Genomic DNA, 25,565 nt, shown 5'->3' with positions numbered 1-25,565 from the left:
GCTAAGGCTATTGTAGCACATTTGCGGCGAAGAGAAAAGTGCGGCAGGGATGCAAAAAAGCAGGCAGAGCCTTCGCCTTTGCGAAAAGTTCTGCCTGCGTTCTTTTTATAAATTGGGATTCTTGGGAGCGGCGGTTTTGGCTTAGTACATGCCGCCCTTCCAAACCACACTTTTGGAGCCGAATCACGAATATCGGGAAACGTAGACTTTTGTAGAATTATCAAGGCCACAAGCCGATTTTTCCAGATTCTCCGTTTTTGCACGATCCACGCTTTTCTACGCAAATCTACGCCACTTACCGGGTGATTGGCGTAAGTTTTGGCGTAAGTTTCGGCGTAAGCAATTCCGCTTCATACGTCGAAAATCACAGGTTGCCGGCGATCTGTTCAAAGGCCCTTTCAACCGATTCAAAGCTGCTGTGTGTGTAGACATCCAACGTCACACTGGCATTGGAGTGTCCCATCAGGTATTGCAGGCTTTTTACATCCAGCCCGGCCTGCTGAACATTGGTGCAGAAGGTGTGTCGCAGCACATGAGGTGTAATGCGCGGAACAGGTTTGCCGTACGCCTTCTCAAACTTTCCCTGCACGCCACGCATATAGTTTTCCAAATGCATTGCCACCTTCGGCATCCCGGACTTGTCCAGAAAGAGAAATCCGCTACAGCCATCCACCAGCGCTTCCACCTTTGTGGATGCTCTGGCTTTTACTACACGCCGCAACGCTGCACAAACGGTATCTGTCATGGGAACATTGCGGATACCGCTTTTTGTTTTCGGCGGTGTGACAAAGTAGGGCTTTTCAGCCGTCCGGCAAAGCTGCCGCCGGACATGGATACAGTGCCGTTCAAAGTCGATATCTGCTCGTGTCAGGCCATACAACTCACTCACACGCAAGCCGGTTCCCATAAGAATGACGATATCATCATAATAGTTGCCGCCATAGTCTTGAACGAATTGCAGATATTTCTCCTGCTGCTCTCTGGTCAGAGCATCACGCACATAAGCGTCCTTCGGCACAACATCCGACAGCTTGAACTTGAATGGGTTCTTGCGGATGATGTCATCCTCCACCGCCATCTCAAACGCCGGTCTGACAACGCTTTGCAGGATTCCTATGGTGTTTTGCTTGAAACCGCTGTCATGCAGAAACACGAACCAGCCTTTCGCATCGGACAATTTTACCGTTTTGATGGCTTTTTGCCCGAAAGGGTCAGCATGAATCCGCTTGACCGCTGTGTTGTACGACCGAAGTGAATTGGGTTTCAACCCACGTTTCAGGTTCATATAGCGGTCAACCAGATCAGCCACTGTCATCTCTCCGGCGGCGTAGTCGATGCCGTCTGCCAAATCGCGCCACAGTTCTTCCTCTTTTTTCCGCAGCTCTGTCAGGGATTTGGCGTAAATACAACGCCGTTTCTTGTGGATATCGGTATAACGATAGTCGTAAGTGCCGTTTGCTCTCTGGCTTTCGCCATCCTTCAAAACACGGCCCTTGCTATCTTTGCGCTTTTCAGACATTTAGAAACTCCTTTCTGTGAAAAGCGCATATAGGGGTTAATTTTAGTATACCATACCGACCATGCGATTTCCACCGATATCGAATAGAAAAGACGTTGCATCATTCTCAAATAGAATACGCCTGCTCGATAAAGCAATCAAACAGACGGCGCTTGATCAAACGCTTGTTGCCCACCCAAAGGACAAATTTGCACTTATCCTCGTTGGTGATCTCACGCAGTTTATTGATGCCAATGCCGGAATAAGCCGCAGCTTCTTCCAGCGTCAGATTGCTCTTTTCCCAGATCGGAACTTGTCGGGACTTGGTCCCTCCATCTTGCTGATGCAAGACCATTTCATCGCTTAAAGTCCCCACCGGGGACTTCATTGCTTCGCAAACGCAAACTTCCTTCATAGGCAGACCTCCAATTCCTTGTAACCGAACGCCTGTAACCGGGCAGGAAAACTCTCTTTTTCTGTACGCAGGACATTCGGTGGACTTTATACTTTTTCTTATCTTTTTAAGGTTACATGGTTACAGAAAGCGGAAAACGCAGCAATCATGCGGTTTTTGCGCTGTAACTGCAGCGTAACCAAACCTGTAACTGACCGTGTAACCGCTGTCCATCAGAAGGGAAATCCCAGTTGCTGGGCTTCCGCATCCGTTATTTCGGAGAAATTTTCAGCCCCGGTTTCGGGGCTGGTTACGCGCTCCCAGCCTTTCTGAACACCGTACTTCGGGTAACGCTTGGCGGTCTTGTGCGCCTGCCAGCCTTGGATATCGCCGCGCGAAATGCCGGTGTTCATGATCTCGCAGATAGCACGGGTCTCCCACTCTGCCGGGATATTGGTGTTGCCCAGTGCTTCTGCATAGAGCTGCTTGGAACACACCCGGTCACCTGCGTAGTCTTCCAGAAAGGCGTAGATCATGCCCGCCTGTGCATCCTCCTGCATGAAGTCCTGCTGATGGACTTGCAGCGTTTCCTGCATGGCGGGGCTGAACGCCAGCTTGTAATTACCGCTGTTGTAAATCGTCATGGCTTCTGCCCAGAGCTGGTCGATATAGGTGCGAGATTCCTCCTCATTGTCCAGAATGTGAACTTCGGCCAGTTCCGCATCCACCGGGATGGGGATGAAGCGGCGGTTGCCCGTGCGGTCACGGGGCAAAAAATCCTGCCGATTGGTCGTGCCAGCAAAGATGCACTGGCGCAGACGGTCGGCAGGATGGGTCTCGTAGGGGACTTTATAGGTTTCCTTCTGTTTACTGAGAAAACTTTTGATCTCCTCGATGCTCTTGGCATTGGCGGTGGCGATCATCTCCGACATTTCGATGATCCAGTGGCCTTGCAGCTTTCGGTACACGTTGTCGTCGTCCAGCCGCCGCAGGTCGTCCGAGAACCACTCGTCCTTGACCGCCAACAGCCGAAAAAAGCTGGACTTTCCCGCACCTTGCCCGCCCACCAGACAGAGCATGGTTTCAAATTTGCATCCCGGCTGGAACACGCGCTTAATGGCTCCCAGCAAGAAAATCTTCATGGCTTCGCAAGTGTACTCGTCCTCCGCAGCACCGAGAAAATGGTGCAGGACGTGGGATATCCGTTCAGTCCCATCCCATTGCAGACCACTCAGGTAGTCCCGGATGGGGTGGTAACGGTTCTCGTTGGCAACAATGCGGATGGCAGATTCGATCTTCTTTTCGCTGGAAATACCGTATTTCTCCATCCGGCGCAGAATATACTTCATGTCGGTATCGTTCAGCGTCTTGCCAGAGCGGGGCCAACCTACAGGCTTTACGATGTCGATGCGCTCGCTCAACAGGTTCAGCCGGATGGCATCGGCAAGCACATGGTCATTCTGCAAAATCGTGATGCAGTTCTGAATCGTCCGCTGGATCTCTCCGTTGGAGTGCTTGGTGAGCATTTCCTTCACATCTCCAACGGTTCGTGGAGTGCGTTCTTCGTTGGCTTCTTTGCTCAATAAACATCACCTCGTGTTTCTAATTTCTCCGCAGTATGCTGCTCTCCGGGCTTCCGCTGGGTCTGTTCCGCCTGCAAGCGGTTCAGCAGTTGCAGAACGGAATCCCGTGCTTTCTCCTTGACCTGTTCCTTGCCTTTCTGCCGGGCCTCCGGCTTCAGGAGCTTTTCCTGCAAGCGAGTGGCAGTGGTCTGCATGGTCTTGAGGAACTTGTCCAGCACGGTGTCCAAACGGTGCGCTGCATACTCTCTCGTAGCCTGCGGAGCCTTGCGTTCCGGGGACAACACCCACTTCTTCGTGTCCTCGATCATCCGCATATCTTCCTTGCGGGTCTCGGTGCGCACTACATCGGTCACAACCTCCACCGCCTTGTCGTAGGCCGCAGCCGAAACTTCATCGATCAGCGTTTCCATGTCGTTGACCTTGAGGGTCAATTCGTCCAGCCTGTCCTGCTGGACGGCAAGCTGCTCCTTCTGCTTGGCAAGGATGAAGTCCTGCTTTTCCAAATACTTGCGGTTGCCGTACTCCGCTTCTTCCTCCAAATCCAGCCCATGCCGTTTTGCAATCTCGAACAGCATCTTCCGGCAGGCGGCATCAAAGGCGATCTTGCGGTTGTTGCGGCGGCTGAGAGGTTTGTCCGGGTCGGGCAGATCGAAGCCCAACGCTTCCAACGCCTTTTCCTGCTGGGGTGCTATTTCGCCATACTGATTCTCACAGTCGAACACATGACGCTCATGGATGTGGGGTGTGCTTTCGTCCAGATGCAGTGCCCAGTCCAGCACATGAACATGGTCGCCATACTTGGCTTTGAACTTCTCGATGAACTCTGTGACGACGCTCAGCAAGTCCTCTGCCGAAGCGTGTTCATCCAGCGTTCCAAGCTGGTAGATAGTTTCTTCCGGGCAGGTCTTGCGGCTGGACAGCAGGTCGGGAATGGAGCGGTTGCGTTCCGTGTGCCGGATTCTGGCGTTGCGCTCGTTTTGGCCTTCCACAAAGGCCGTGTAGTGGGTCTCGTAGAATTGCCGTTCTACATCCGAGAAGGTCGCCGCCAGATCGTCCGGGTCTTGTGGAGCGAGAGCCGAACGGAAACCGTGGAAGCAATCCCAGTAGATGTTACCCTTGGCTCGTTCCGGGTCAATGTGCTCGCTGTTGGAAAGGTTGAAACTGCGGTCATTGTGCTTGGGGTTATAGGTGCCGTGGGTTCCGGCTCGTCCGTTGTGTCGTGTTAATTTCAGATAGACATCCCTCTTTTCCTGTATTTTTGTGTACGGCCACTCATGCTCTCATGCTATTAGATCACAAGAGTAATACAATTCTTCCAAGCAAAGGGTCATGCATTTCAAGATCAAGTCTTGAAATCTCTTCTCTCGGAATCGAGAGGTAGTCCTTTCAGAAAAGGATTTATGTGGTTGTCATACTGCAAAGAAAGTGACCTATCGCTCCTTCCCTCAGTGGGAGATCATGGCGTTTGTCGCTTTCCGCTTAGAAGAGTTTGCTTTCGCTCTGCAAGAAAAGTATAACAGAGAAACTTGGAATCGAACAGGAACTGAGAGTTCCTAATTTTCGGTGAAAGTAGGAAGCATCGTTCCCATTTCTTGTTGCATCGCTATTCTTTCTTTGCGGGGAATCATTAAGATGCTGTATCTCTGCAATTATCATAGCACCTGAAATCACTAAAGTCGTGGGCTTCGCAGGCCTATTATTGGCCCCTAGGTGAACCCGTTTTGATTACTTTTTCCTGATTTTGGTATAAGGTTTAGCAGGAGCTTCTTTCATTTCAACAGCTTGCCGGGAGAGAACGCAGCAGCGGAGCTGCTGGATCTGCCGCCGTTTTGCGCCAGATAATACCCAGTAGGATATGACGCACAGCGTCATATCACTGGGCAAGGCGTTCCCCCTTGACTCCCTTCAAAGGGCTGCGGTCTCGCCTGTCGGCTCGGTCGGTGCTTCAAAAGGCCAGTGGTCTTTTGAGGTCGCCGCAGGCGACCCGCACCTCTCTGCACTCTTGCTCCGGGCAAGCTGTCCTGAACGGACATCTCGTCCGGCTCCGATGTAACGAGAACTGACAAATTCGTCCGTTTTCGTAATCGTATAGCACAAAAAGGCGGCCATCTGCACCCATGCAGACAGCCGCCTTTGGTTTTATGCCGTATTCTATTGGTCAATCTCTGAAGATCTTATCCAGTTCCCTTTCCATGGTGCCCGCCTTGGCAAATTCCAGCGTATCGGCCTGACGGATATGGTGGGCGGTGATGCCGTGACCCTTTGCAAAGCCCAGAATGTAGCTGATGGCAATGCGGTAGATGATTTCTGTCGGGGCCAGCCCATAGACCTGCTTGGCAAAGATATGTTCCAGCCGGGCGTTGTCGTCCGGGAAGGCTTGCCGCATCTTCTCGCTGCGGTAAAGGCGCTTGACGATTTCCGTAATGTACAGGCCGGACTTCATGTAGGGGTCCAGGAAGGTCTTGCTGGAGTCATCGAAGCAGCCGGGGTTTTCCTGCTCCAGCAGATCCACCATCTTTTTCACCACCCACTTGGGGGTGAAGATCTGGTTGGTTTTCTGGGGCGGGATGTAATCGAAGATATCCTCGGTGCGGCTCTCATCAAAGTAATCCGCCAGCTTGACCTTCAGGTTCAGGAATTCCTTCACCGAATCGTCAAACACCACCGGGTCGAACAGGTGGCCTGCAAAGTGTTCCTCCTGTCCGGTGGCTTGGTTGATGTACGGTCCGCCGTCCCGCAAAAAGCGGAACTGTTCCAACGTGATGCTGGTGACCTCCTGAAAGACCTTGTCCGGGATGATCCGGTCAAAGTTTGCCAGTGTCACAGTCTCGTCGCCGTAGGCCATGAGGAAGGACGGGATGGTGCGGGAAAAGCCCCGGAGATGGTCACGGACGGTGTCCTCGTAGCCCTTTTTCTCCTGCTCCTTCTGGTTGGTCTCCACGGTGCGCACGATGGTCTGCTGCATTTCCTGCGCCGTCTGCTGGATGGTGGATTGCAGGTTTTCCATGAGGGCGGCGGTGCTCTGCTGCTGCTTTGCGTCAAACTCCTGGTTCACCTGCTGGCGCTGCTGGGCAGTGGTGCAGCTTTGCAGCTGCTGGGTGCGCTGGGTCTCCAACTGGCTCTGGTCGATGCGGTAGTTGTCCACCACCTTGTTCACCGCCACGTCCATCTTGGCTTTGGCGGTGCTCTCGAACCGCTTCTGGTCGGACAGCTTCAGGTCGCGGCCATACTCCTGCTTTGCCTGCTCCACCATGGGGGTGATGATTTCCTTGGTGATGCTCTTTTTCAGGGGTTCCAGATGCTCTTCTTTGGCAGGAGCCGGGGCATCGGTCAGGTCTTGCAGGGCGGTGTCCAGCTCCGGGGTGCTTTCGTAGATCTTCGCCCCGAACACATCCGCTGCCTTGCCGATGACGTAACCCTCGTCCAAGTCCACCTCGCCCTTGTCGTTCAGGGAGAGGTCTGCGCCGGTCTCCGGGGTGATCTGGATGGGCTTTGCTTTTGCCTCGCTGATGGGCTGGAAGTTTTGCAGAATGTCCAGCACCTCCTGCGGCGCACTGAACACGTTGGAAATGTTCTGGAACAGGAAGTTGCTCTGGAAACCCATCCGCACCACTTCCTTGGACTTGATCTTCCGGGGGATGCTGAGGACTTTTTCTGCATCCAGCGGGATCATCTCTCCTTCCTCGTCCTCGCCGATGACCGGGAAGAAGTTGAGCAGATTCTGGATGTGCGCCTTGCGCTCCCCGGTGTTGCCCTTGCCGCTGGCGGTGTCCTGTGAAAGGTCGTTGGCGAACTGCTCGTAGATCAGCAGGGTGCGAGCGGGGTCAAAATCGAACACATAGGCGTTCTCTTTGCGGCGGAAAGTGCCGTTTTCGTGGAAAAGGCAGGGGTTCTGGGCACGGAACGCCGCCTGCATATACAGTGCCGGGCTTTTCAGGTTGGAGAGCATCAGCACCGCCGACCACTCCGGGATAGTCACGCCGGTGGTCAGCTGCCCCACAGACAGGGTGATGGTCTTTTCGTGGTGGGCGATGGCGGCTTTTACCCGGTCAAAGCTCTTCTGGTTCTCGTCCGTGTCGTCCAGCTTGCCGTCACCGGCGGCTAGGATCACCTCATAGTCCCGGAATACCGGATGCGCCTGCAGCTTTTTCGCCAGCGCTCTGGCGCTGTCCACCCGGTTCAGCAGCCAGAAGGTGTGCTTCAGTTCGGCACGCAGCTCCGGGGTAGAAAACGGAAATTTGTTCTGGGTGGTCATGGCATCCAAAAAGCGGTCCACCTCGGCCTCATGCTCAAAGCTGCCGCCCGACTTCACCTTGAAGAACTCGTTCAGGTCAAAGGCAAATTCCTGCGTTTCGCCGTCGATCTCTACCCCCTGCTGGATCTCGTCTCGGATGATCTCGGACATCTGGTAGGTGTAGAGGTTGAGCATGGGGAGGTTTGCGTAGGGGTTCTGCTGCCCCGGTGCGCCCTGCCAGTTCCGCTTGGCGGCCTGCTCGTCGGCGTAGGTCCAGTTGAAGATGGCATCCCCGGCAAACTTGTCGTTCGCCAGCGCCTTGAAGGGCGTGCCGGACAGGTGCAGCGTGAACTTGCGGCGGATGCGGTCAAAGGCAAGGTCGGTCTTGTAGGTGTCCACGCCCTCATGGGCTTCGTCGATGACCAGCACATCCCAGTTCAGCTCGGTCAGGTGTTGCAGCTTGTCGTACTCGCCGCCGAAATACTTGGAGCCTTTCATGTCCTGCAGGCTGACGAACTCGATTCGCTTATACAGCTCCTCGCCCTGCGCGGCGGCATCCAGATAGCCCTGCTCGTCCAGCACATGGGGCTGCCCGGCAAGGGCATCCACATGGCTGACAAACAGATAGCCGGACTCCCTGCCCAGAAAGCGCACATAGTCGCTGTACCAGCTATTGGCGATAGCAGGGCGGTTGGTGACGATGAGCACCGTCTGTGCATCGACCTGCTTGCAGAAGTCGTAGACGGAGAGGGTCTTGCCAAAGCGGGGCTTGGCGTTCCAGAGGTATTCTCCGCCGGGGTGGCTCTGGTAATAGGTCTTGGTGTCATGGACAGCCCTTGCCTGTTCTTTCCGCAGGGTGTAGGCGATGGCGGCATCCAGCTGCACCCGGCCCCGGTTCATGCGGAAATCCTGAAAATACCGCCGGGACTGCTGTCCATCCAGATGGAACCACTCGTTTTTGCGGTCGTTCTCCACATTCAGCTTGCGGAGGTAGGCGTGGAAATCGTGGTCGGTGAACACCTCGCCGCTGCCGTCATCGTAGACGGCATTGCCCCGCCACTCCTCGTGGAACAGCACATCGGCGGTGTGGGTCTGCTGTTTCAGGCGTTTGTCCACCGATTGCTCGGTGTAGCCGATCTTCGTCCAGCCGTTGTGCCGGGCAATTTCCGGGGTGGTATAGGCGTAGATCATGGGCACCACCTGCCGGGCAGTGCGCAGGGTTATGCCAGCCATTATGCCATCTCCTTTACATGGGTCTCGATAAATTCGATCTCGTCCGCAGTCAGGTCATACTTGCGGTAAAGCTGCCGGTCGATCTCTGCCACCGACTTGCTCCAATCAATGTCGGAATGGGCGGTAAAGTCTTGAAGGGGAACGTATTTCCATTTTGGTGCCGGACAGTCCTGCGTAATTTTTAGTACCCCAAGCATTGCCCTTGCAAATTTTGTTTTTACATACTTTGTTATTGCGACAGCTTCTTGTTCACTTTCGCATTTTCCAATAGACATAAATGTCTGCGTATGTCCTATGCCCGGTTCAGCAATTATCGGTGCTGAGAGAGTTTCGCCAAAAGCGCCACTACCGTTTGCTTTGGAGATAAAAACCTTATAACTCCCAAAATTTTCAGGGACACGAACGTAAGCTTTTCTAATCCATTTCTCTGTGCGCTTGCTTCCGTCCAGACCCAAAATCTTTATATAAGAACTTCCGTCCTTCGGCATTTCAGAGAAGAACACAATATTATCGAGTTTATTTAAAACATTCGACTTGAAGTCGTATTTATGACCTTTACTTAGCAGAGACTCCACGCTTGAGTTCTCTTTGTGCATCGTTTCTGTGAAACGATACGATTCTGCTGCATAAATCACCTTACTTAACGGTACATAGTCTGTTTTTCCAATTTTACGAGCAATACTTCTTAGTTCATCGAACACAATAAAATGCTCAATCGCACCGTAATTCTTCACTTTGTCGCGGTATGTAATTACAACACCGCCCTTAATATCTGTGTTTGCAAAGATTTTTGAACTATCAGATTCATAATGCAAGACTGTCAAGTGCGGATCACTCAGCATCTTCTCATTCCATGCCTTCGGCGTAGAGCCAGCATTGAACAAAAACCGTGCAGGGTGAATCATTTCCACCTTATCTGCAATTTCATAAGACGCATCCAGAAATTTGTTATATACTGGCGGTGCAAAGCCTTTGTTATCGCCAAGGGTTTCATCCTGATACGGCGGGTTTCCGATGACATAATCAAACTTCATGCTGGTACTCCCTTCCTGAATGGTTTCAAAGTTCTGGGTCGTTCCATGGCTGCCCTTGCGCCAGTTTTTCACTTTACAGGATACCGTGGGCAGCTGCGGCTCTGCCGCCCCGAACATGGAAAAGAGGTCAAGCTGTTCTGTCTCCGGCTGGGGCTTGCCGCCGGGCACGGACAGGTGCAAGCCGTCCATTTGCCACAGGTTCCAGCTTATGATGGTGGCGATAGGCTGTAACTCTTCTTTTGTGGGTTTGCGCTGCCAGCGGGCTTGCAGATGCTCTGCATAAGTCAGCAGGAGGTTGACCCGCGCCAACAAAAGATTATCTCCCTGATACTCATAGCCGTAGGTAGACTGCACCGCATGGGTGGCATATTTGCGCCACTCGTCCTCTGTGGCGGCGTTCTCGCTTACCACACGCAGCTTGCGGTCCAGAATACCAATGCGCCGGGCTACCGGGATCATCTCGCCAGTGGCGGCATCGTACCGGGATGCCAGAAAGGGGGCTTCGCCGCAGGTCACCTCCAAGCGGCGGCTCTGCACATACTGCACCCATGCCGGGATCCTGCCCCCGCAAGCCGGGAACTGCACCGGCGTTTCCACCGTCTGCCAACCTTGGGGCAGCTCCACCGTGAACTGCCCGGCGCTCTCCCCTGCCCCCAGCCCACGGAACCAGTCGGCGTCCAGTGCGTTGTTCATCTTATTGCAGACCCATGCGGGGCTGAACACCTCGCCTTTTTTGCGGGTGCGCTGCTGCTGGGTGTCGGTCTGCTTCATCATTCGGGGCAGAACCACCTCGTAGTGGGTCAGCCCGAGCTGCTGGGTGGTGATCTGGGATCTATCCGTCACCGGTTCGTACATTACCGTTTGCAGCTCCTCCGGCGGGTCGGTGGCCCAGATGATGTTTTTACCGGTAGATTTATCTTTTAGTAGCGTATCCAGCACCGCCTGCACTTCCGGTGCGTGAAAGTCGATCAGTTGTTCCAACGGGGATTCCCTCGCTTTGCCTTAGCGTTGCAGCGGAAGTGATAATGTTCTTAGCACTTTCGGCCTATACTAACAAGTATCTTATCACTTTCGAGGCGAATTAACAAGATTCTCGGCGTTTTTTACCAAAAGTGATATGAAACACCTATACTTATGGCAAAGAAAGGCGGGAAAAAGATGATTGGAGCACGATTAGCCGACCTGCGAGATTGGAATAACCAAACGCAGGAAGAACTCGCCAAAGCCCTTAATGTTGCAACCTCTACCATCCGCAGTTGGGAGCATGAAAAGAGTTCCCCAAACCACGAGATGTTGATTGCCATTTGCAGGTACTATGGCACCTCTGCCGACTACCTGCTGGGTCTGACCGACATCGACCCCTCAGACGAAGCCCGCAAACAGCGCCAGCGCCTGACCGAAGAAGAACAGAACGAGATGCACCGCTACGAAGAATATCTGTTGTGGAAACGCAAAAAATAAGCCGCCCAGCGAGACCGTAAGGTCGCTGGGCGGCTGTTTTTGCTATATCAATATCAGTTTTTACTTAAAATGGTCTGAATCGTCTGTGCATCTTTCAAGTCGTTTGCATGATTATATTTTTCCACATGTCCATATGCATCTAGCTCTTTCTCAGTCGCAAATGATAGCACCGATGTGTACCCCATTTTATCATCTGATTCATCGGCAAAAAACAATGTAGTTTTGCCATCCGCTACCTTTACATCCGCTAGCTTGCAGTTAAACATACCAAAAATAGAGGGACACTTAAACTCTTGTCCCATAATATTAAATTTCAGATCTCCTGTGTATTGAAAATACATCGGCTTTCCAATAGAATCTTTTATTCGATTTGTACTCTCTGCATTCCATTCGGATGATATAGAGGTTATTTTATGCTCCTCTCGTATAGGTTTTTTCAAAATAATTGTTTGGTATAACTTTTCGATATTGTATATCGTCTCTGCCTTTTGGGAGTCTTTTGTTGGAACAAAAGACAATTTCAATGCCGTTTCAACTTCTAAAACTTTTTCCCAAAAATCAAGTGTCCGTTTATCAAATTTGTCCTTTGAATTGTCAGGAAACGCATCCGATGGAATTTTCTCACCCATCAAATATCCTTTTCCATCTATAAAGGCATTAAAAATTTCCACGCTTTCTACGATTTCCTGAACAGATTTTGCACAATTCAAATTGTACGTTAGCTGAATGTGACTACTTTCTTTTTTGTCATCCATAGTTAATTTTAATTTCAGAGACTTTCCATCTTCACTTTCAAAATGTTTCTCGGTTAAACTTGCATAAGGATATCGTTTCATTTTCAATATGCGAGTGTATTTATCCGATGCAATTTTGATATCGGGCACTTCCGGAAACGGCTCTGGCATCAAGAAAAATTGCATATTCTTTTGCTTTATTGGATTATATATATTGCGGTGCAAGGCTTCTACTGGCAGTTCTTCACCATTAATAATAATATACCCATCTTTATTTAGGTTGACTTTTAACTCCATCTGCGCATTATAAACAAATTGATTAAACTCATCTTTGCTAAAACTTTCAACCTGTTTTTTTATTGATTTGGGGATTTCAAGTGTAAATCCACTGATGGTAAATGGCTTTCCATCTGCTATTAACGTTATGCCACCATCTTTGTCTTGAATATATCTTGTTCCTGTCGGAGCAGTTGAATTCAAATATTCCATCACAGCCTTGGGTATTGTTTTTTCTGCCGTGGGAGTGCTTTTAAAAGCTTTATTAAAATTTGGAATCATCAGAAATCCTCCTGCTTATCCGGCCAAATAATCACTTTTGATAAAATTTCGGATTTGTCTTCAAATTTCCACGAATCGATAGCCCTGCTCAATTCCTGATATTCTTCTTTTGTCTGAAGAACGATGTGCTTTATATCCGAATACTCAAAATGCAGGGAAACTTCTTCTCTAAAATTCATCGAGTTGCTGGCCAATTGAACATATCCTGCATTTTCCACGCCGGGATTTACTATCACTTGTTCAAGCTCAAGGGTAGCTACATCTGGAATATACCTCCATTCGCATTCATCCATAAGGCATTTGACCGCTATTTTCTTGGTTTTTCTGTTTTTCATTTTTCCTTGATATGGTTTATAATACATTAACTCATGCAGCAAATAGTTTTTAAGCATTTCATGGGTTTTAGAACCGGCCTTTTCCTCATTCAGGGCAGCTTTTAATACTTCTGTAATATCCTTTCTTAAATCGGATTCTTCATTTAAATAGTGCACTGGCTGGATATTATGCTGCATTCCCCATTCTTTCCTAAACGCAATTCCATAGTCACCATACCAGTCCATGTGAACTTTTAGCTTTTTTAGACTGATATCACAAAAACATTTCATTGGATAGGCTAGAGATTTTACTTTTCTAAGATTTAAGTATCGTACATCTTCTTCACAATACCGTGGAGAAAGCATTTTATGTTCTAAGCATCCCAAAAGAAATCCGAAATCTGTCATAAAAGTAAACAATGTATCTGGATGAACCTTAGATGGAATATGTTTTGGGACTTTGTTTCTTTGCTCATTCGGGTTAATTTTGCCTAAGTTAAGCGTATCCTTCATTATAGTTGTCCTTTGCTGCCACTTTCCTAGTATCTATCACTTTATATCATCGATTCGATATACTCCCACTATCCATCCAGTGCTCGAAAGCTACGATACTGCTCGTCGATTTCCTTCATGTTGTAGTCCATCAGGCCGGGAATCCCCATTTCGCCGCCGCATTCGTTGCAGAAGTCCCTCTGATTTTCCATGGCGGCACGCTCCCTTCCGGTTTTACGTTCTCTTTTATTATTGTATCCCTACCTTTGTTTTTCGTCAACAATAAAGCCGCTGACTGTCTGACTCTCTCAGAAACCATCAGCGGGTTTCATGAGTCTTCAAATCCCCTAGACAAAAAAATCGGCACCCGCTTTTCAGCGAGTGCCGATTTTGTTACCCTATAATGCGCTTTGATTTTTGGCGTAAGTGGCGTAAGTTTGGCGTAAATCCGCTTTTGCGCGCTCCAAAAATCAAGGATTCATGCGGTTTTTTGGCAGATATTAGTACATGCCGCCCATACCGCCCATGTCACCGCCTGCAGCAGCGGGTGCAGCAGGGGGTTCCGGCAGATCAGCGACCAGGCTTTCGGTGGTCAGCACCATCTCAGCGACGGAGGCTGCGTTCTCCAGAGCGGAACGGGTGACCTTGGTGGGGTCAACGATGCCAGCAGCGATCATATCGTCCACAAAGACCTCGTTCTGAGCATCAAAGCCGTAGTTGGGCTTGTTAGCAGAGATGATCTTGTCGATGATGACACTGCCTTCCAGACCGGCATTCTTAGCGATCTGGCGCAGAGGAGCTTCCAGAGCCTTCAGAACGATCTTGGCACCGGTGCGCTCGTCGCCTTCCAGCGTGTCGCACAGCTCACGCACAGCGGGGATCGCATTGATAGGAGCAGTGCCGCCGCCGGCAACAACGCCTTCCTGAACAGCAGCCTTGGTTGCGTTCAGAGCATCCTCGATGCGCAGCTTCTTGTCCTTCATCTCAACTTCGGTAGCAGCGCCGACCTTGATGACGGCCACGCCGCCAGCCAGCTTTGCCAGACGCTCCTGCAGCTTTTCACGGTCGAAATCGCTGGTAGCGGCCTCGATCTGGCTGCGGATCTGAGCGATGCGGGCTGCGATGGCATCCTTATCGCCTGCACCGCCAACGATGGTGGTGTTCTCCTTGGAGACCTTCACCTGGCGGGCATGGCCCAGCATCTGGACGGTAGCATCCTTCAGCTCATAGCCCAGATCGGAGGAGACCACGGTGCCGCCGGTCAGGGTTGCGATATCCTGCAGCATTTCCTTGCGGCGGTCGCCAAAGCCGGGAGCCTTGACAGCGCAGACGTTCAGGGTGCCGCGCAGGCGGTTGACGATCAGAGTGGACAGAGCCTCGCCCTCAATGTCCTCAGCCACGATCAGCAGCTTCATACCGTTCTGCATCACCTGCTCCAGCAGAGGAACCAGATCCTGAATCACGCTGATCTTCTTATCGGTGATCAGGATAGCGGCGTTGTCCAGATCAGCCACCATCTTGTCGGTATCGGTGACCATATACGGGGTGAGGTAGCCGCGGTCGAACTGCATGCCTTCCACGATCTCGTTGTAGGTCTCAGCGGTGGTCTTGTTCTCCTCAATGGTGATAACGCCATCGGAGGTGACCTTCTCCATAGCCTCGGCGATCAGACGGCCGATCTCGGGATCGCCTGCAGAAATAGTGCCGACGCGGGCGATATCGTTGCTGTCCTTCACCTTCTGGCTGTGAGCCTTGATGGTCTCAACAGCCTTGGCAACGGCCTTGCTCATGCCGCGGCGGATATCCATGGGGTTTGCACCGGCGGTGACATTCTTCATGCCCTCGGTGACCATGGCCTGTGCCAGAACGGTTGCGGTGGTGGTGCCGTCGCCTGCTGCGTCGTTGGTCTTAGTAGCGACTTCACGCACCAGCTGTGCGCCCATGTTCTCGAACTCGTCCTTCAGCTCGATCTCCTTGGCAATGGTCACGCCATCGTTGGTGATGACCGGTGCACCGAACTTTTTGCCCAGCACCACATTGCGGCCCTTGGGGCCCAGGGTGATCTTAACGGTGTTTGCCAGGGTATCGATACCGGCACACAGTGCCTTGCGGGCATCCTCGCCCTGCTTGATCTGCTTAGCCATAATCAAATCGCTCCTTTAAAGCTCAATTTTTAAATATCAGAGGGGAAACCGCTCAGTCCTCAACGACTGCCAGGATATCGCCCTGACGGACGATGGTGCACTCTTCGCCGTCCACCTTGACCTCGGTACCGGAGTACTTGCTGGTGAGGACCTTGTCGCCGACCTTCACAGTCATCTTGACTTCCTTGCCGTCCACAACGCCGCCGGGGCCGACAGCGATGACCTCAGCCACCTGGGGCTTTTCCTTAGCACTGCCGGTCAGGATCAGACCGCCCTTGGTGGTCTCCTCAACCTCAACAGCCTTAATGACAACACGGTCTGCAAGAGGAATGATCTTCATAGTTCTTGCCCTCCTATAGTAAAAATATAATTTAAAACTTTGCTGTGTCCAAAGGGCCTCATGTCGGCTCTTTGGTTCTTTAGCACTCCATTTCTCTGAGTGCTAAGTGTATTGTACTCATCTTGACCCAAAAAATCAAGACCTTTTTTGCTTCTTTTTGTTAAGAATTTATGACAGATGAAAAAATCAGCCGTACAACGAAAAAGAGACAGCTTTCTTCTTGGACAAAAAAGCTGTCTCTTCTTCTGGTTTTTCATGTTCGGTCTGCACTCTGTGCCGTCCTCTGCGCTGCAAAGCGCTCAAAAGCAGGCTTTGGCAGAAGGATGCGCCCTGCCAGCGGCTGTACCTGTACAGTGATCTGCTCCTTGGGTGCGCATTCACCGTCTGCCGTGGCAACGATCGGCCCGCGGCCATCCGCAGCGCGCAGGCTCACCTGCTTTGCGCGGCGGTAAATGAAGTACGGCTCTGCAGCCCTGACGAGCTGACCGTTCTGGAAGTGCTTGCCGCTCTTGTACATTCCCAGCAGCTTTGCAATGGTCACGCGGCTCACCTTGCGGATGATATATACATCCAGCCAGCCGTCGTCGGGCTGTGCTTCCGGCGCTGCACAGAAACCGCCGCCATAGGTGCGGCCATTGCAGATGGCACACATCAGGCAGTCCACATCCAGCGTTTCACCATCGATGGTGTACTCCACCCTGCGGCCGATGTGTCCGCACAGCTGTTCCACAATGGAAAGCACATAGGCCATCTCGCCGCCGCACAGCGGGATGCGCCGGAACTTCGGGATGCCGTAGGCAACCTGCGCATCCAGACCGGCAGCGCAGATGGTGGCCGAAAGGCCAAGGCTGGTCTGCATCAGATCGATGCTCACCGACCCACCGGCCAGCTGGGCATCCAGATCCAGAAACTCTTCCTTTGTACCAAAGGTGCGCAGAAAATCGTTGCCGCTGCCAAAGGGCAGACAGCCCACGGCTGCATTTGCATAGCCATAGATCCCGGTGAGTGCTTCGTTGAAGGTGCCGTCGCCGCCGGCAGTGAAGACCCGCAGTTCTTCCCCGCTCTGCCGGGCCTGCTGCGCAGCGGCATTGGCCAGCTCCCGGGCATGACCGGCGTGATTTGTGACCTGAATGGTATATTCTTCCGGCGCAAGCCCTGCACGCGCGGCGGCAGCATTGATCTGCTGCGGCAGCGTACGGGTGCAATCGGCCTTACCGGCAGTTGGATTCAAAAGAAATAATGTGCGCATGGACTTCCTCCTGCAATTCTGTTGCTTCTATGATAACAGAAAACCAAAAGGATGCAAGAGCCAATCTCACAATGTCCCTGCCCCGTACGCACAAAAAAGGAGCGGATGTCTCCGCTCCCCCCTACAGACAAAAAATACCGCCCCGGGTCTTGTAACTCAGGGCGGTCCTTTTGAGCTTCCGATGCTTTACAGTGTTGCGGTTTCGTCCTCCCGCAGGACGATGGAACCATCCGCCGAGCAGTCCGCCGTCCAGTGCTGGCCCACGCAGGCCGTGCCGGATGCGATCTGATCCGCAAGTGCCTGCTCCACTGCCCTGTCCACTGCGCGGCGCAGTTCTCTGGCCCCGTAGGCAGAGCGGGCCTTTGCTGCCAGTGCCTGCCCTACCCGCGGTGTGTGATGCAGCTGGTAGCCGCTGCGGGCGGCACGCTGCTCCAGCTGGCACAGCATTTTTTCGGCAATGGCGCACAGGCTGTCGTCGGCCAGCGGACGGAATACGATCATCTCGTCCAGACGGCCTGCCAGCTCTGGCCGGAACCACTTTTTTGCCTCCTCAATGGCCTGCGCAGACTGCTTTTCAAACACGGCTTCGCTGCCCGCCGCAAAGCCCAGCGGCGTGCTCTGACCCGCCAAAAAACGTGCGCCGAGGTTTGAGGTGAGCAGTACGATGGTGTTGCGGAAATCCGCCTTGCGGCCCATGGCATCGGTCAGCTGGCCATCTTCCAGTATCTGCAAAAGGATGTTCTGAATGTCCGGGTGTGCCTTTTCGATCTCGTCAAACAGCACCACACTGTAAGGGCGGCGGCGCACTGCTTCGGTCAGCTGTCCGCCCTCGTCATGGCCCAGATAGCCCGGCGGCGCACCCAGCAGCCGGGCAGCGGTGTGCTGCTCCTGATACTCCGACATATCAAATTTGAGCAGGGCCTTTTCGCTGCCGAACCAGCTGACCGCCAGCGCCCGGGCAAGAGCCGTTTTGCCCACTCCCGTGGGGCCAAGAAACAACATGGCACCCATGGGCCGGCCCGGCTCGCCAAGACCGGTGCGGCTGCGCCGGATGGCACCTGCCACCGCAGCCACAGCCCGGCTCTGGCCCACGATCTCGGCGTTGAGACGTTCTTCCAGCTTGTCCAGCCGTTCCCGCTCCTGCTCACCTACCCGCTCCACCGGCACACCGCTGGCCTGCGCCACCACATGGGCGATATCGTCCGGCATCAGCGTGGGCTTTGACTGCTTTGCCTGCTCGGCCCGGATGCGTGCCGCCGCACAGGCTTCGTCCACAAGGTCGATGGCCTTATCCGGCAGAAAGCGCCCCGGCAGATACCGCACCGAAAGCTCCACCGCAGCCTGCAGCGCTTCCGGCGGAAGGCAGACATTGTGGTAGCACTCATAGCGCGGCGCAAGCCCGTTGAGGATATCCAGCGCCTGCGCAGGCGTAGGCTCCTCTACCTGCACCTTGCCGAAACGGCGTTCCAGTGCGGCATCCTTCTGGATGTGGGTGCGGAACTCTTCGGTAGTGGTAGCGCCGATAATTTGTATCTCACCCCGGGCCAGCACCGGTTTTAAGATGCTGGCTGCATCGATGGCACCCTCCGCTGCACCGGCGCCCACGATGGTGTGGAACTCGTCCACGAACAGGATGGAGCTGCCGTCCCGCACCAGCTCTTCCAGCAGGTTCTTGAACCGCTCCTCAAAGTCACCGCGGTATTTGGTGCCCGCCACAAGGCTGGCCATATCCAGTGCCAGCAGACGGCGGCCCTTGAGCGCACGGGGCACACGATCCGTGGCAATGCGCTGGGCCAGCCCTTCGGCAAGGGCGGTCTTGCCCACGCCCGGCTCCCCCACAAGGCAGGGGTTGTTCTTCTGACGGCGGCATAAGATCTCCACCATGCGGTCCAGCTCTGCTTCCCGGCAGAACACCGGGTCCAGTTCCCGTTCCGCAGCACGGCGGGTCAGATCCCGGCAGTACTTATCACTGGCGCGGCTGCCGCGCGGCGCACTGACCGTGGTCCGCATCTGATACGGCAGTACGAACTGCCCGGACAGCTGGCGGCATTCCCGCACGGCATCTGTGAGCTGCACGCCCATGGATGCCAGCAGGATGCCTGCTGTGCAGCCGTCATCCTCCAGCATGGCGCAGAGCAGATGTTCCGGCTCGGCCCGGTTCAGGTGTGCGTTCTGTGCCCCGATGATGGCGTAATCCATGGTGCGCTTGAGGTCCGACGCAAGAGCGTAGCGATCCAGATGCAAAGCCGGTGCGCGGCGGCTCTCGGCCAGCTGACGGCGCACCTCCGGTTCCCGGATCTGCTTGCCCTCCAGAAACCGTGCTGCCGCCCCGTGATCCTGCTGCAGGATCGCCAGCAGCAGGTGGCCGGTATCGGCTTTTTCGCAGCCAAGGTTCCCGGCAAGCTCCACCGCACTGCGCAGCAGCTGATCCGACTCGTGCGAAAAGCCCTTGTACCCGCCAAAGCCAAGTTTTTCCCAAATACTCATTTGCCCGCTCCTTGCTGATGAAATTCGTTTTCACAAGAAGTATAGCCCCGAAGCACAGAAAAAAAACATCTCTTTCTGTCGGGATGGGAAAACAAAAAGGAGATACCCGCAGGCATCTCCCCTTCGCTGTTTGATTTTTCAGTCCATTTCGGCCAGAGCCTTTTTCAGGTTCTTGGCGATCTGATCCGGGCAGCTGGTATTGCGGAAACCGCAGAGCGTGCCCTCCATGCGGTCGATCACATCTTCGGCCTTCATGCCCTTGACCAGACGGCAGATGCCCTTCAGGTTGCCGTTGCAGCCGCCAATGACCTCCATGGACGCAATGGTGTGGTCATCGTTCAGCACAAAGTTGGTCTGCTTGGAACAGGTGCCGCTGTTCGGGAAGCTGAATTCCTTGCTCATAGTTCAAAATCCTCTCTTTTTGACAGAAATCCCGACGAAGATCGTCTGCTTCTATTATAGAGCAGCGTGCCGGAATGTCAATGTGACCGGGTCACACATCAATACCGCGGCGCTTGTGGGCCAGCTCCAGAATGCGGGCCACCTGATCGTCCGCCGTGGTACAGGTACCCACCGGGTGCGGCACCTTATGGTTTGCACCGTGGAAGTCCGTACCTCCGGTATGGATCAGCCCATACTGCTCACACAGAGCAGCACACTCGGCCCTGTCCTCCGGGCTGTTGCGGGGGTGCTCCACCTCAATGCCATCGATGATGCCCTCTTTGGCAAGCTGACGCACCAGCGGCATGCTCTTGTAAACGGTCGGATGTGCAAATACCAGCACCGCACCGGCAGCTTTCGCCGTGGCGATCACTTCCTGCACCGAGGGATATTTTACCTGATGCAGCACCACACCGCGCGGCTCCCAGCCAAAGAGATAACTGTACAGCTTGCCGTACACAGCATCGCACAGCCCCAGCTGGTGCAGCGCTTCCATAATGCCGCTTTTGAACAGCACACCGCTGTCCTTTGCGTATTCCAGCGCCTGTTCCGTGCGGAACTGCGGGTACAGCGCTTCGATCTCCTTTGCGCTTTGCAGGCCGCACTCGTTGCGGCGCTGTCGCAGGATGTCGCAGTGCTCCTTCAGTTCCCGGCTTTCCGGGTTCGGGAAGTAGCACAGCAGGTGCACGCGATGCTTATGCTCATGGTCATAGCCGGTCAGCTCGGTGGCCGGGAGCAGGCGCACGCCGTCCTGCACAGGGTGCTCATAGCAGTAGTTTACGCTGAGCAGGGTGTCGTGGTCGGAAATGGCCATGGTGTCCAGCCCCGCCCGCGCCGCCATGAGCGGCAGGCGGTGGATGGGCACAGAGCCATCGGAACAGGTGGAATGGTTGTGAAGATCGCCGGGCATGGAAAATGAACCTCCCAAGAAAACCAGAGAAAGGCTTCCCCAAAAGAGGAAGCCTTCTATCATATCAGTGCTTATAGAAATTGATCAGGCAGCCGTCGGCCAGGATCTTGCGCTCGTCGGCGGTCAGCGGAGCCATGTACAGGCTGAACTCTTTTGCGGTGTCGCCCAGCACATAGGCCTTGATGTCCTGCAGGTCGCCCTTGAGGGCCTCGCGGACATTCGGGATAAAGACATAGTCGCCCAGACCGAAGGGCGTTGCGCCCACCAGCTGCAGCGGCAGCATACCCCAGTTGATGAGGTTGGAGCGGTAGCGCTTGGTGGCGTACTCGGTAACGATGTTGGCACCGGCCCCCAGCACACGCTGGCAGCTGGCCGCCTGCTCACGGGCAGAACCATCGCCGGGCTTGACGGCAAAGATGGTGGATGCGATCTGCACATCGTTCCAAGTCAGGTTTTCGCAGCCGGGCACCTTGTGCAGCTGGGCCAGCACCTCGGCGCTGCCCTCGCCTGCACGGCGGGCCTTTTCTTCGGCCTGCACGGCCTTGGCACGGCCCACATACTCCGGGTCCTTGCGGCTGAGGGTAAACTCGGCCAGACCCAGAGGATTGGAACGGTAAGACGAAGTCTCACCGGAGGGGATCAGCTCGTCGGTGGTGGTGACAGGGTCGGTGATGTAAGATGCCACCTTCAGCAGCAGGTTATCGCCCAGCGGTGCAATTTCGGGCCAGTCCTTGATGTTGGGGCCAAGCTTGAGCAGAGCATCGTAATCGCCCTTGCCAAAGCCCTGATACACGCGGGTATCGTAGCTGGAAGGATCGTACTGATACTCCGGCACAGTGGGATCATAGTCGATATCGGTAGCCGGGGTCAGAATGCCGCCGTTGGCCGTGGTGGCCGCAATGCTGCGGGCATCCATCAGTGCCACACCGGAAAGCTGGCCGTTGCCGGGCTTGGAGCCTTCGCGGCTGGGGAAGTTGCGGGTGGTATGGCGGATAGACAGCGCGCCGTTGGCGGGCACGTCGCCTGCGCCGAAGCAGGGGCCACAGAACGCAGTGCGGACGGTGGCACCGCTGGCCATCAGGTCGTGGATGACTCCGGTGCGCACCAGTTCCATCATGATGGGCTGGCTGCCGGGATACACGCTCAGGGCGTAGTCACCGCAGCCGCCGGTGTGGCCCTTGAGGATGGAGGCAGCTTCATAAATGCTGTCGTACAGACCGCCTGCGCAGCCTGCGATCACGCCCTGATCCACACGCAGTTTACCGTTCTCGATCTTGCTGCACAGGTCAAGGCTGACATCCTTGCGGCCGATCAGCTTCTGCACATCCTGCTCGCAGGCATGGAGAATATCCTCAAGGTTTGCGTTCAGCTCTTCAATGGTAAATGCATTGGAGGGATGCATGGGCAGTGCGATCATGGGGCGGATGGCAGAAAGGTCTACCTCTACCACACCGTCGTAATAAGCAAGGTCGGCCGGAGCCAGCTTCTTATAGTCGGCGGCACGGCCATGCACCGCAAGGAATTTCTGCGTCGTTTCGTCGGTTTCCCAGATGGAGGACAGGCAGGTGGTCTCGGTGGTCATGGCATCGATGGCGTTGCGGGTATCCTGACGCAGAGACGCAACGCCGGGGCCGACAAACTCCATCACCTTGTTTTTGACATAGCCGCTCTTGAACAGCTTGCCCACCAGCGCAATGGCCACATCGTGCGGGCCGCAGCCTGCAGGCAGAGAGCCGGTGAGATAAATTGCAACAACACCCGGACGGGCCACATCGTAGGTGCGGCCCAGCAGCTGCTTTGCCAGCTCGCCGCCGCCCTCACCAATGGCCATGGTGCCCAGAGCGCCGTAGCGGGTGTGGGAGTCCGAGCCAAGGATCATCTTGCCGCAGCCCGCAAACTTTTCGCGCATGTACTGGTGGATGACCGCCAGATGCGGGGGCACAAAAATGCCGCCGTATTTTTTGGCGGCGGACAGGCCGAAGCGGTGGTCGTCCTCATTGATGGTGCCGCCCACGGCGCAAAGGCTGTTGTGGCAGTTGGTGAGCACATACGGAATGGGGAATCTCTCCAGACCGGACGCACGGGCCGTCTGGATGATGCCCACAAAGGTGATGTCATGGCTGGCCATGGCATCGAACTTGATCTTCAGGTTTTCGGCATCGCCGCTGGTGTTGTGGGCCTGCAGAATGCTGTAGGCCATGGTGCCGGTCTTTGCGTTCTCGATGGCTGCGGCATCAAAGCCCTTTGCTGCCAGTGCGGCGCTTGCTTCGCCGTCTGCAGGCACCCATTCACCGCGGGCATAGTATGCGCCGCCGGTGCTGCACTTGATCATATCCAACATCTCGATTCGCCTCTCTTTTTGTATTTCCCGCCCGCCCTATCTTGCGGGCACTGCCCCAGCAGAGCGGTACGCTGCCCGCTCTGCCCTCTTCTGCCGCGCTGCCAAAGCATGCGGCTACGGCCCGGAAAACCGTATCTGAAGGTTATTATACCATGAAACCACGGAAAGAAAAAGCACTTTTTACAAATGAATCGTGAATGGAGGATGAAGAGACGGGCTCCGTGCTTTTTCTTGACAAAGAAGCCATTCTATTGTATTATTATTAGCGTTGTATGCCGCTGTGGTGAAATTGGCAGACACGAGGGACTTAAAATCCCTTTCTGGAGACAGAGTACGGGTTCGACCCCCGTCGGCGGCATAAAAAGACCCCCCAAGCTTACGCTTGAGGGGCTTTTTATTTTGCTTATTTTACACCTTGCCGCCGTGCAGCTCTGCATACATCTTGGAACGGCACTCGGCCACAGCCGGGGTCATGTTCACATAGTGCTTATGCGGGCACTCCAGACGCAGTTCGCTCTCCCAGGTCTCCTCGGTGAGCTGCTTTGCAATGTATGCCTTCTTCTCTGCGATCGAAGGCAGCTCAATGGCCAGCTGACCATTCAGCACATGCGGCACCAGCAGCTTTTTGACCTTGGTGGGGGTAATGGTGACGGTGCGCTCGATGGCATCGGAGTCCAAATTGACCATCGTGACGGGCTTGCCCGCCTCGATGACTTCATCATCCATGGCGATCAGGTCACACTGGGCCTGACCATTTTCATCGTAGAGGCGCCACGGCATCTTCTTGCCCGGAATGATGGCCTTGCTGGCGGAATCCGAGCACTTCATCTTGGGAGTGTAGCTGCCGTCCGGCTGCTTGACCGCCACCAGCTTGTACACACCGCCGAACACGGGGTCGGAAGCAGAGGTGATCAGGTTTTCGCCCACGCCGTAAGAGTCAAAATGAGCGTGCTCATACAGCTCCATGTTGGCGATCTTCTTTTCGTCCAGACCATTGGAAGCCACCAGCTTGATGTAAGGCTTACCGGCCGCATCCAGTGCCTTGCGCAGGCGCTTGGAGCCGCGGGCCAGGTCGCCGGAGTCGATACGGGCGCTCTTGACGCGGCGGTTCGGGTCGTTGGGGTATTTCTCGATGAGGTAATCGTCCAGTTTAATGAGGTTGGGCAGACCGCTCTCCATGATATTATAGGTGTCCAGCAGCAGACTGACCGAATCCGGGTAGGTATCGGCAAAGGCCTTGAAGGCATCAAACTCCGTGGGGAAGAACTCGATGAAGCTGTGCGCTACGGTGCCCACAGCCTTGACCTCCGCGCCGAACTTCATCTCGGCCAAACAGTTGGCAGTGCCCACGCAGCCGCCCAGAACAGCAGCATATGCACCATCGTTGCCAGCGCTTTCGCCCTGCGCACGGCGGGTGCCGAATTCCATCACGCTGCGGGGCGTGTGGGTATTCAGGCCGGTGACGCGGGTAGCCTTGGTGGCGATCAGACTGTGGAAGTTCATGGTCTGCAGCAGGTAGGTCTCGATCAGAATTGCGCCCACGAGGTCGCACTCGATGCGCACCATCTGCACATGCGGGTATGCCACCGTGCCCTCGGGCAGAGCGTACATGTCGCCCTTCCACTGATAGGTGCGCAGATACTCGCAGAATTCCTCGCTCATGCCTTTGGTGCGCAGCCACCAGATATCCTGTGCATTGAAATGATAATTCAGCAGAAAACGGGTCAGCTTGCGCTGGCCGGCACTGATGGAGTAGCCCTGAGCATCCGGGTTCTTGCGGAAGAACATATCAAACACCAGCGTGGTGTCCTTGAATCCGTGCAGGAACAGGCAGTTTGCCATTGTAAATTCATAAAAATCCACGACCATTGCGGGGTTGTCGTAGTCCTCATCTGGAATATAAGGCACAACCTTGATTTCGTCCATGAATAGTATCCTCTCTTCTTTACACCCGGCAAAGGCTCCTTGCTGTCCCCTGCCGTTCTGACCTGTGGGAAGGTTTGCGCGCCTGCCTGTCTTGACAGTGCGTTTCTATCATGATATCACCAAACGCAGAGCGGTGCAAGCATTTTTGGAAAATCCCGGTCAATTTCCGGTAAGAAAAAGCCGCCCATACAC

18 protein-coding genes and 1 tRNA gene are annotated in these 25,565 nt (G+C 54.3%); 2 read left to right on the top strand and 17 right to left on the bottom strand.

Annotated elements, in window-relative coordinates; all coding sequences use genetic code 11:
• Positions 1–364: 364 nt before the first annotated feature.
• From GKG34_RS01640 to GKG34_RS15810, 6 genes are all read right to left on the bottom strand, one after another.
• Positions 365–1,519 (bottom strand): site-specific integrase, encoded by a 1,155-nt coding sequence (locus tag GKG34_RS01640; protein WP_154255453.1) that lies wholly within the window; start codon positions 1,517–1,519, stop codon positions 365–367.
• Between the two features lie 106 nt (positions 1,520–1,625).
• Positions 1,626–1,853, bottom strand: coding sequence for an excisionase (locus GKG34_RS01635; protein ID WP_173015214.1), 228 nt, complete (start codon positions 1,851–1,853; stop codon positions 1,626–1,628).
• A gap of 272 nt (positions 1,854–2,125) precedes the next feature.
• The gene (locus tag GKG34_RS01630) at positions 2,126–3,418 is read right to left on the bottom strand and encodes a virulence-associated E family protein (RefSeq protein WP_154255476.1); all 1,293 of its coding nucleotides are present in this window, start codon (positions 3,416–3,418) and stop codon (positions 2,126–2,128) included.
• Positions 3,419–3,471: 53 nt separating this feature from the next.
• Positions 3,472–4,464 carry a hypothetical protein gene (locus GKG34_RS01625; protein ID WP_347563410.1) on the bottom strand — a complete coding sequence of 331 codons (993 nt, stop codon included), beginning with the start codon at positions 4,462–4,464 and terminating at the stop codon, positions 3,472–3,474.
• 1,169 nt (positions 4,465–5,633) lie between these two features.
• Complete coding sequence (locus GKG34_RS01620; protein ID WP_154255450.1) at positions 5,634–8,942, bottom strand: DEAD/DEAH box helicase family protein; 3,309 nt, start codon at positions 8,940–8,942, stop codon at positions 5,634–5,636.
• Positions 8,942–10,957 carry an Eco57I restriction-modification methylase domain-containing protein gene (locus GKG34_RS15810; protein ID WP_243139186.1) on the bottom strand — a complete coding sequence of 672 codons (2,016 nt, stop codon included), beginning with the start codon at positions 10,955–10,957 and terminating at the stop codon, positions 8,942–8,944. Before GKG34_RS15810 ends, GKG34_RS01620 begins: the two co-directional genes overlap by 1 nt.
• 177 nt (positions 10,958–11,134) lie before the next feature.
• Here GKG34_RS15810 and GKG34_RS01610 point away from each other — a divergent pair, with 177 nt between their 5' ends.
• Complete coding sequence (locus GKG34_RS01610; protein WP_097792897.1) at positions 11,135–11,437, top strand: helix-turn-helix transcriptional regulator; 303 nt, start codon at positions 11,135–11,137, stop codon at positions 11,435–11,437.
• Positions 11,438–11,490: 53 nt separating this feature from the next.
• On the opposite strand, the gene GKG34_RS01605 is transcribed toward GKG34_RS01610, so the two are convergent.
• From GKG34_RS01605 to GKG34_RS01565, 10 genes are all read right to left on the bottom strand, one after another.
• The gene (locus GKG34_RS01605; RefSeq protein ID WP_154255449.1) at positions 11,491–12,729 is read right to left on the bottom strand and encodes an abortive infection system toxin AbiGii family protein; all 1,239 of its coding nucleotides are present in this window, start codon (positions 12,727–12,729) and stop codon (positions 11,491–11,493) included.
• Positions 12,729–13,556, bottom strand: coding sequence for an abortive infection system antitoxin AbiGi family protein (locus GKG34_RS01600; protein WP_154255448.1), 828 nt, complete (start codon positions 13,554–13,556; stop codon positions 12,729–12,731). Before GKG34_RS01600 ends, GKG34_RS01605 begins: the two co-directional genes overlap by 1 nt.
• 68 nt (positions 13,557–13,624) lie before the next feature.
• On the bottom strand, positions 13,625–13,747 hold the full coding sequence (locus GKG34_RS16015; RefSeq protein WP_279235403.1) for a hypothetical protein: 123 nt from the start codon (positions 13,745–13,747) through the stop codon (positions 13,625–13,627).
• Between the two features lie 288 nt (positions 13,748–14,035).
• On the bottom strand, positions 14,036–15,679 hold the full coding sequence (gene groL / locus GKG34_RS01595) for a chaperonin GroEL (RefSeq protein ID WP_097774923.1): 1,644 nt from the start codon (positions 15,677–15,679) through the stop codon (positions 14,036–14,038).
• A 52-nt stretch (positions 15,680–15,731) separates the two neighbouring features.
• Entirely contained in the window at positions 15,732–16,019 is a 288-nt protein-coding gene (locus GKG34_RS01590) for a co-chaperone GroES (RefSeq protein WP_005937287.1), read from the bottom strand.
• Between the two features lie 253 nt (positions 16,020–16,272).
• The gene (locus tag GKG34_RS01585) at positions 16,273–17,268 is read right to left on the bottom strand and encodes a YegS/Rv2252/BmrU family lipid kinase (protein ID WP_154255447.1); all 996 of its coding nucleotides are present in this window, start codon (positions 17,266–17,268) and stop codon (positions 16,273–16,275) included.
• A 186-nt stretch (positions 17,269–17,454) separates the two neighbouring features.
• The gene (locus GKG34_RS01580; RefSeq protein WP_154255446.1) at positions 17,455–19,755 is read right to left on the bottom strand and encodes an ATP-dependent Clp protease ATP-binding subunit; all 2,301 of its coding nucleotides are present in this window, start codon (positions 19,753–19,755) and stop codon (positions 17,455–17,457) included.
• 138 nt (positions 19,756–19,893) lie between these two features.
• On the bottom strand, positions 19,894–20,157 hold the full coding sequence (locus tag GKG34_RS01575; protein WP_005937268.1) for a TIGR03905 family TSCPD domain-containing protein: 264 nt from the start codon (positions 20,155–20,157) through the stop codon (positions 19,894–19,896).
• A gap of 91 nt (positions 20,158–20,248) precedes the next feature.
• Complete coding sequence (locus GKG34_RS01570; RefSeq protein ID WP_154255445.1) at positions 20,249–21,106, bottom strand: PHP domain-containing protein; 858 nt, start codon at positions 21,104–21,106, stop codon at positions 20,249–20,251.
• Between the two features lie 64 nt (positions 21,107–21,170).
• Positions 21,171–23,447: a hydratase gene (locus GKG34_RS01565; protein ID WP_097774919.1), complete on the bottom strand. Its 2,277-nt coding sequence runs from the start codon at positions 23,445–23,447 to the stop codon at positions 21,171–21,173.
• Between the two features lie 274 nt (positions 23,448–23,721).
• Between GKG34_RS01565 and GKG34_RS01560 the strand changes: the two genes are divergently transcribed.
• Positions 23,722–23,805, top strand: a tRNA-Leu gene (locus tag GKG34_RS01560).
• Positions 23,806–23,855: 50 nt separating this feature from the next.
• Here GKG34_RS01560 and GKG34_RS01555 read toward each other — a convergent pair.
• Complete coding sequence (locus GKG34_RS01555) at positions 23,856–25,373, bottom strand: nicotinate phosphoribosyltransferase (RefSeq protein WP_005937257.1); 1,518 nt, start codon at positions 25,371–25,373, stop codon at positions 23,856–23,858.
• Between the last annotated feature and the right edge of the window lie 192 nt (positions 25,374–25,565).

The organism is Faecalibacterium sp. BIOML-A4 (genome assembly GCF_009679665.1).
Taxonomy (GTDB): Bacteria; Bacillota; Clostridia; order Oscillospirales; family Ruminococcaceae; genus Faecalibacterium; species Faecalibacterium taiwanense.
Note: the sequence above shows the minus strand (reverse complement) of the source record. Positions and strands in the feature narration are given on the sequence as shown.

Coding starts and splice junctions, on each gene's coding strand:
- GKG34_RS01640 (WP_154255453.1), bottom strand. CDS start 1,519: ATGTCTGAAAAGCGCAAAGATAGCAAGGGCCGTGTTTTGAAGGATGGC.
- GKG34_RS01635 (WP_173015214.1), bottom strand. CDS start 1,853: ATGGTCTTGCATCAGCAAGATGGAGGGACCAAGTCCCGACAAGTTCCG.
- GKG34_RS01630 (WP_154255476.1), bottom strand. CDS start 3,418: ATGCTCACCAAGCACTCCAACGGAGAGATCCAGCGGACGATTCAGAAC.
- GKG34_RS01620 (WP_154255450.1), bottom strand. CDS start 8,942: ATGGCTGGCATAACCCTGCGCACTGCCCGGCAGGTGGTGCCCATGATC.
- GKG34_RS01610 (WP_097792897.1), top strand. CDS start 11,135: ATGATTGGAGCACGATTAGCCGACCTGCGAGATTGGAATAACCAAACG.
- GKG34_RS01605 (WP_154255449.1), bottom strand. CDS start 12,729: ATGATTCCAAATTTTAATAAAGCTTTTAAAAGCACTCCCACGGCAGAA.
- GKG34_RS01600 (WP_154255448.1), bottom strand. CDS start 13,556: ATGAAGGATACGCTTAACTTAGGCAAAATTAACCCGAATGAGCAAAGA.
- GKG34_RS16015 (WP_279235403.1), bottom strand. CDS start 13,747: ATGGAAAATCAGAGGGACTTCTGCAACGAATGCGGCGGCGAAATGGGG.
- groL (WP_097774923.1), bottom strand. CDS start 15,679: ATGGCTAAGCAGATCAAGCAGGGCGAGGATGCCCGCAAGGCACTGTGT.
- GKG34_RS01590 (WP_005937287.1), bottom strand. CDS start 16,019: ATGAAGATCATTCCTCTTGCAGACCGTGTTGTCATTAAGGCTGTTGAG.
- GKG34_RS01585 (WP_154255447.1), bottom strand. CDS start 17,268: ATGCGCACATTATTTCTTTTGAATCCAACTGCCGGTAAGGCCGATTGC.
- GKG34_RS01580 (WP_154255446.1), bottom strand. CDS start 19,755: ATGAGTATTTGGGAAAAACTTGGCTTTGGCGGGTACAAGGGCTTTTCG.
- GKG34_RS01575 (WP_005937268.1), bottom strand. CDS start 20,157: ATGAGCAAGGAATTCAGCTTCCCGAACAGCGGCACCTGTTCCAAGCAG.
- GKG34_RS01570 (WP_154255445.1), bottom strand. CDS start 21,106: ATGCCCGGCGATCTTCACAACCATTCCACCTGTTCCGATGGCTCTGTG.
- GKG34_RS01565 (WP_097774919.1), bottom strand. CDS start 23,447: ATGTTGGATATGATCAAGTGCAGCACCGGCGGCGCATACTATGCCCGC.
- GKG34_RS01555 (WP_005937257.1), bottom strand. CDS start 25,373: ATGGACGAAATCAAGGTTGTGCCTTATATTCCAGATGAGGACTACGAC.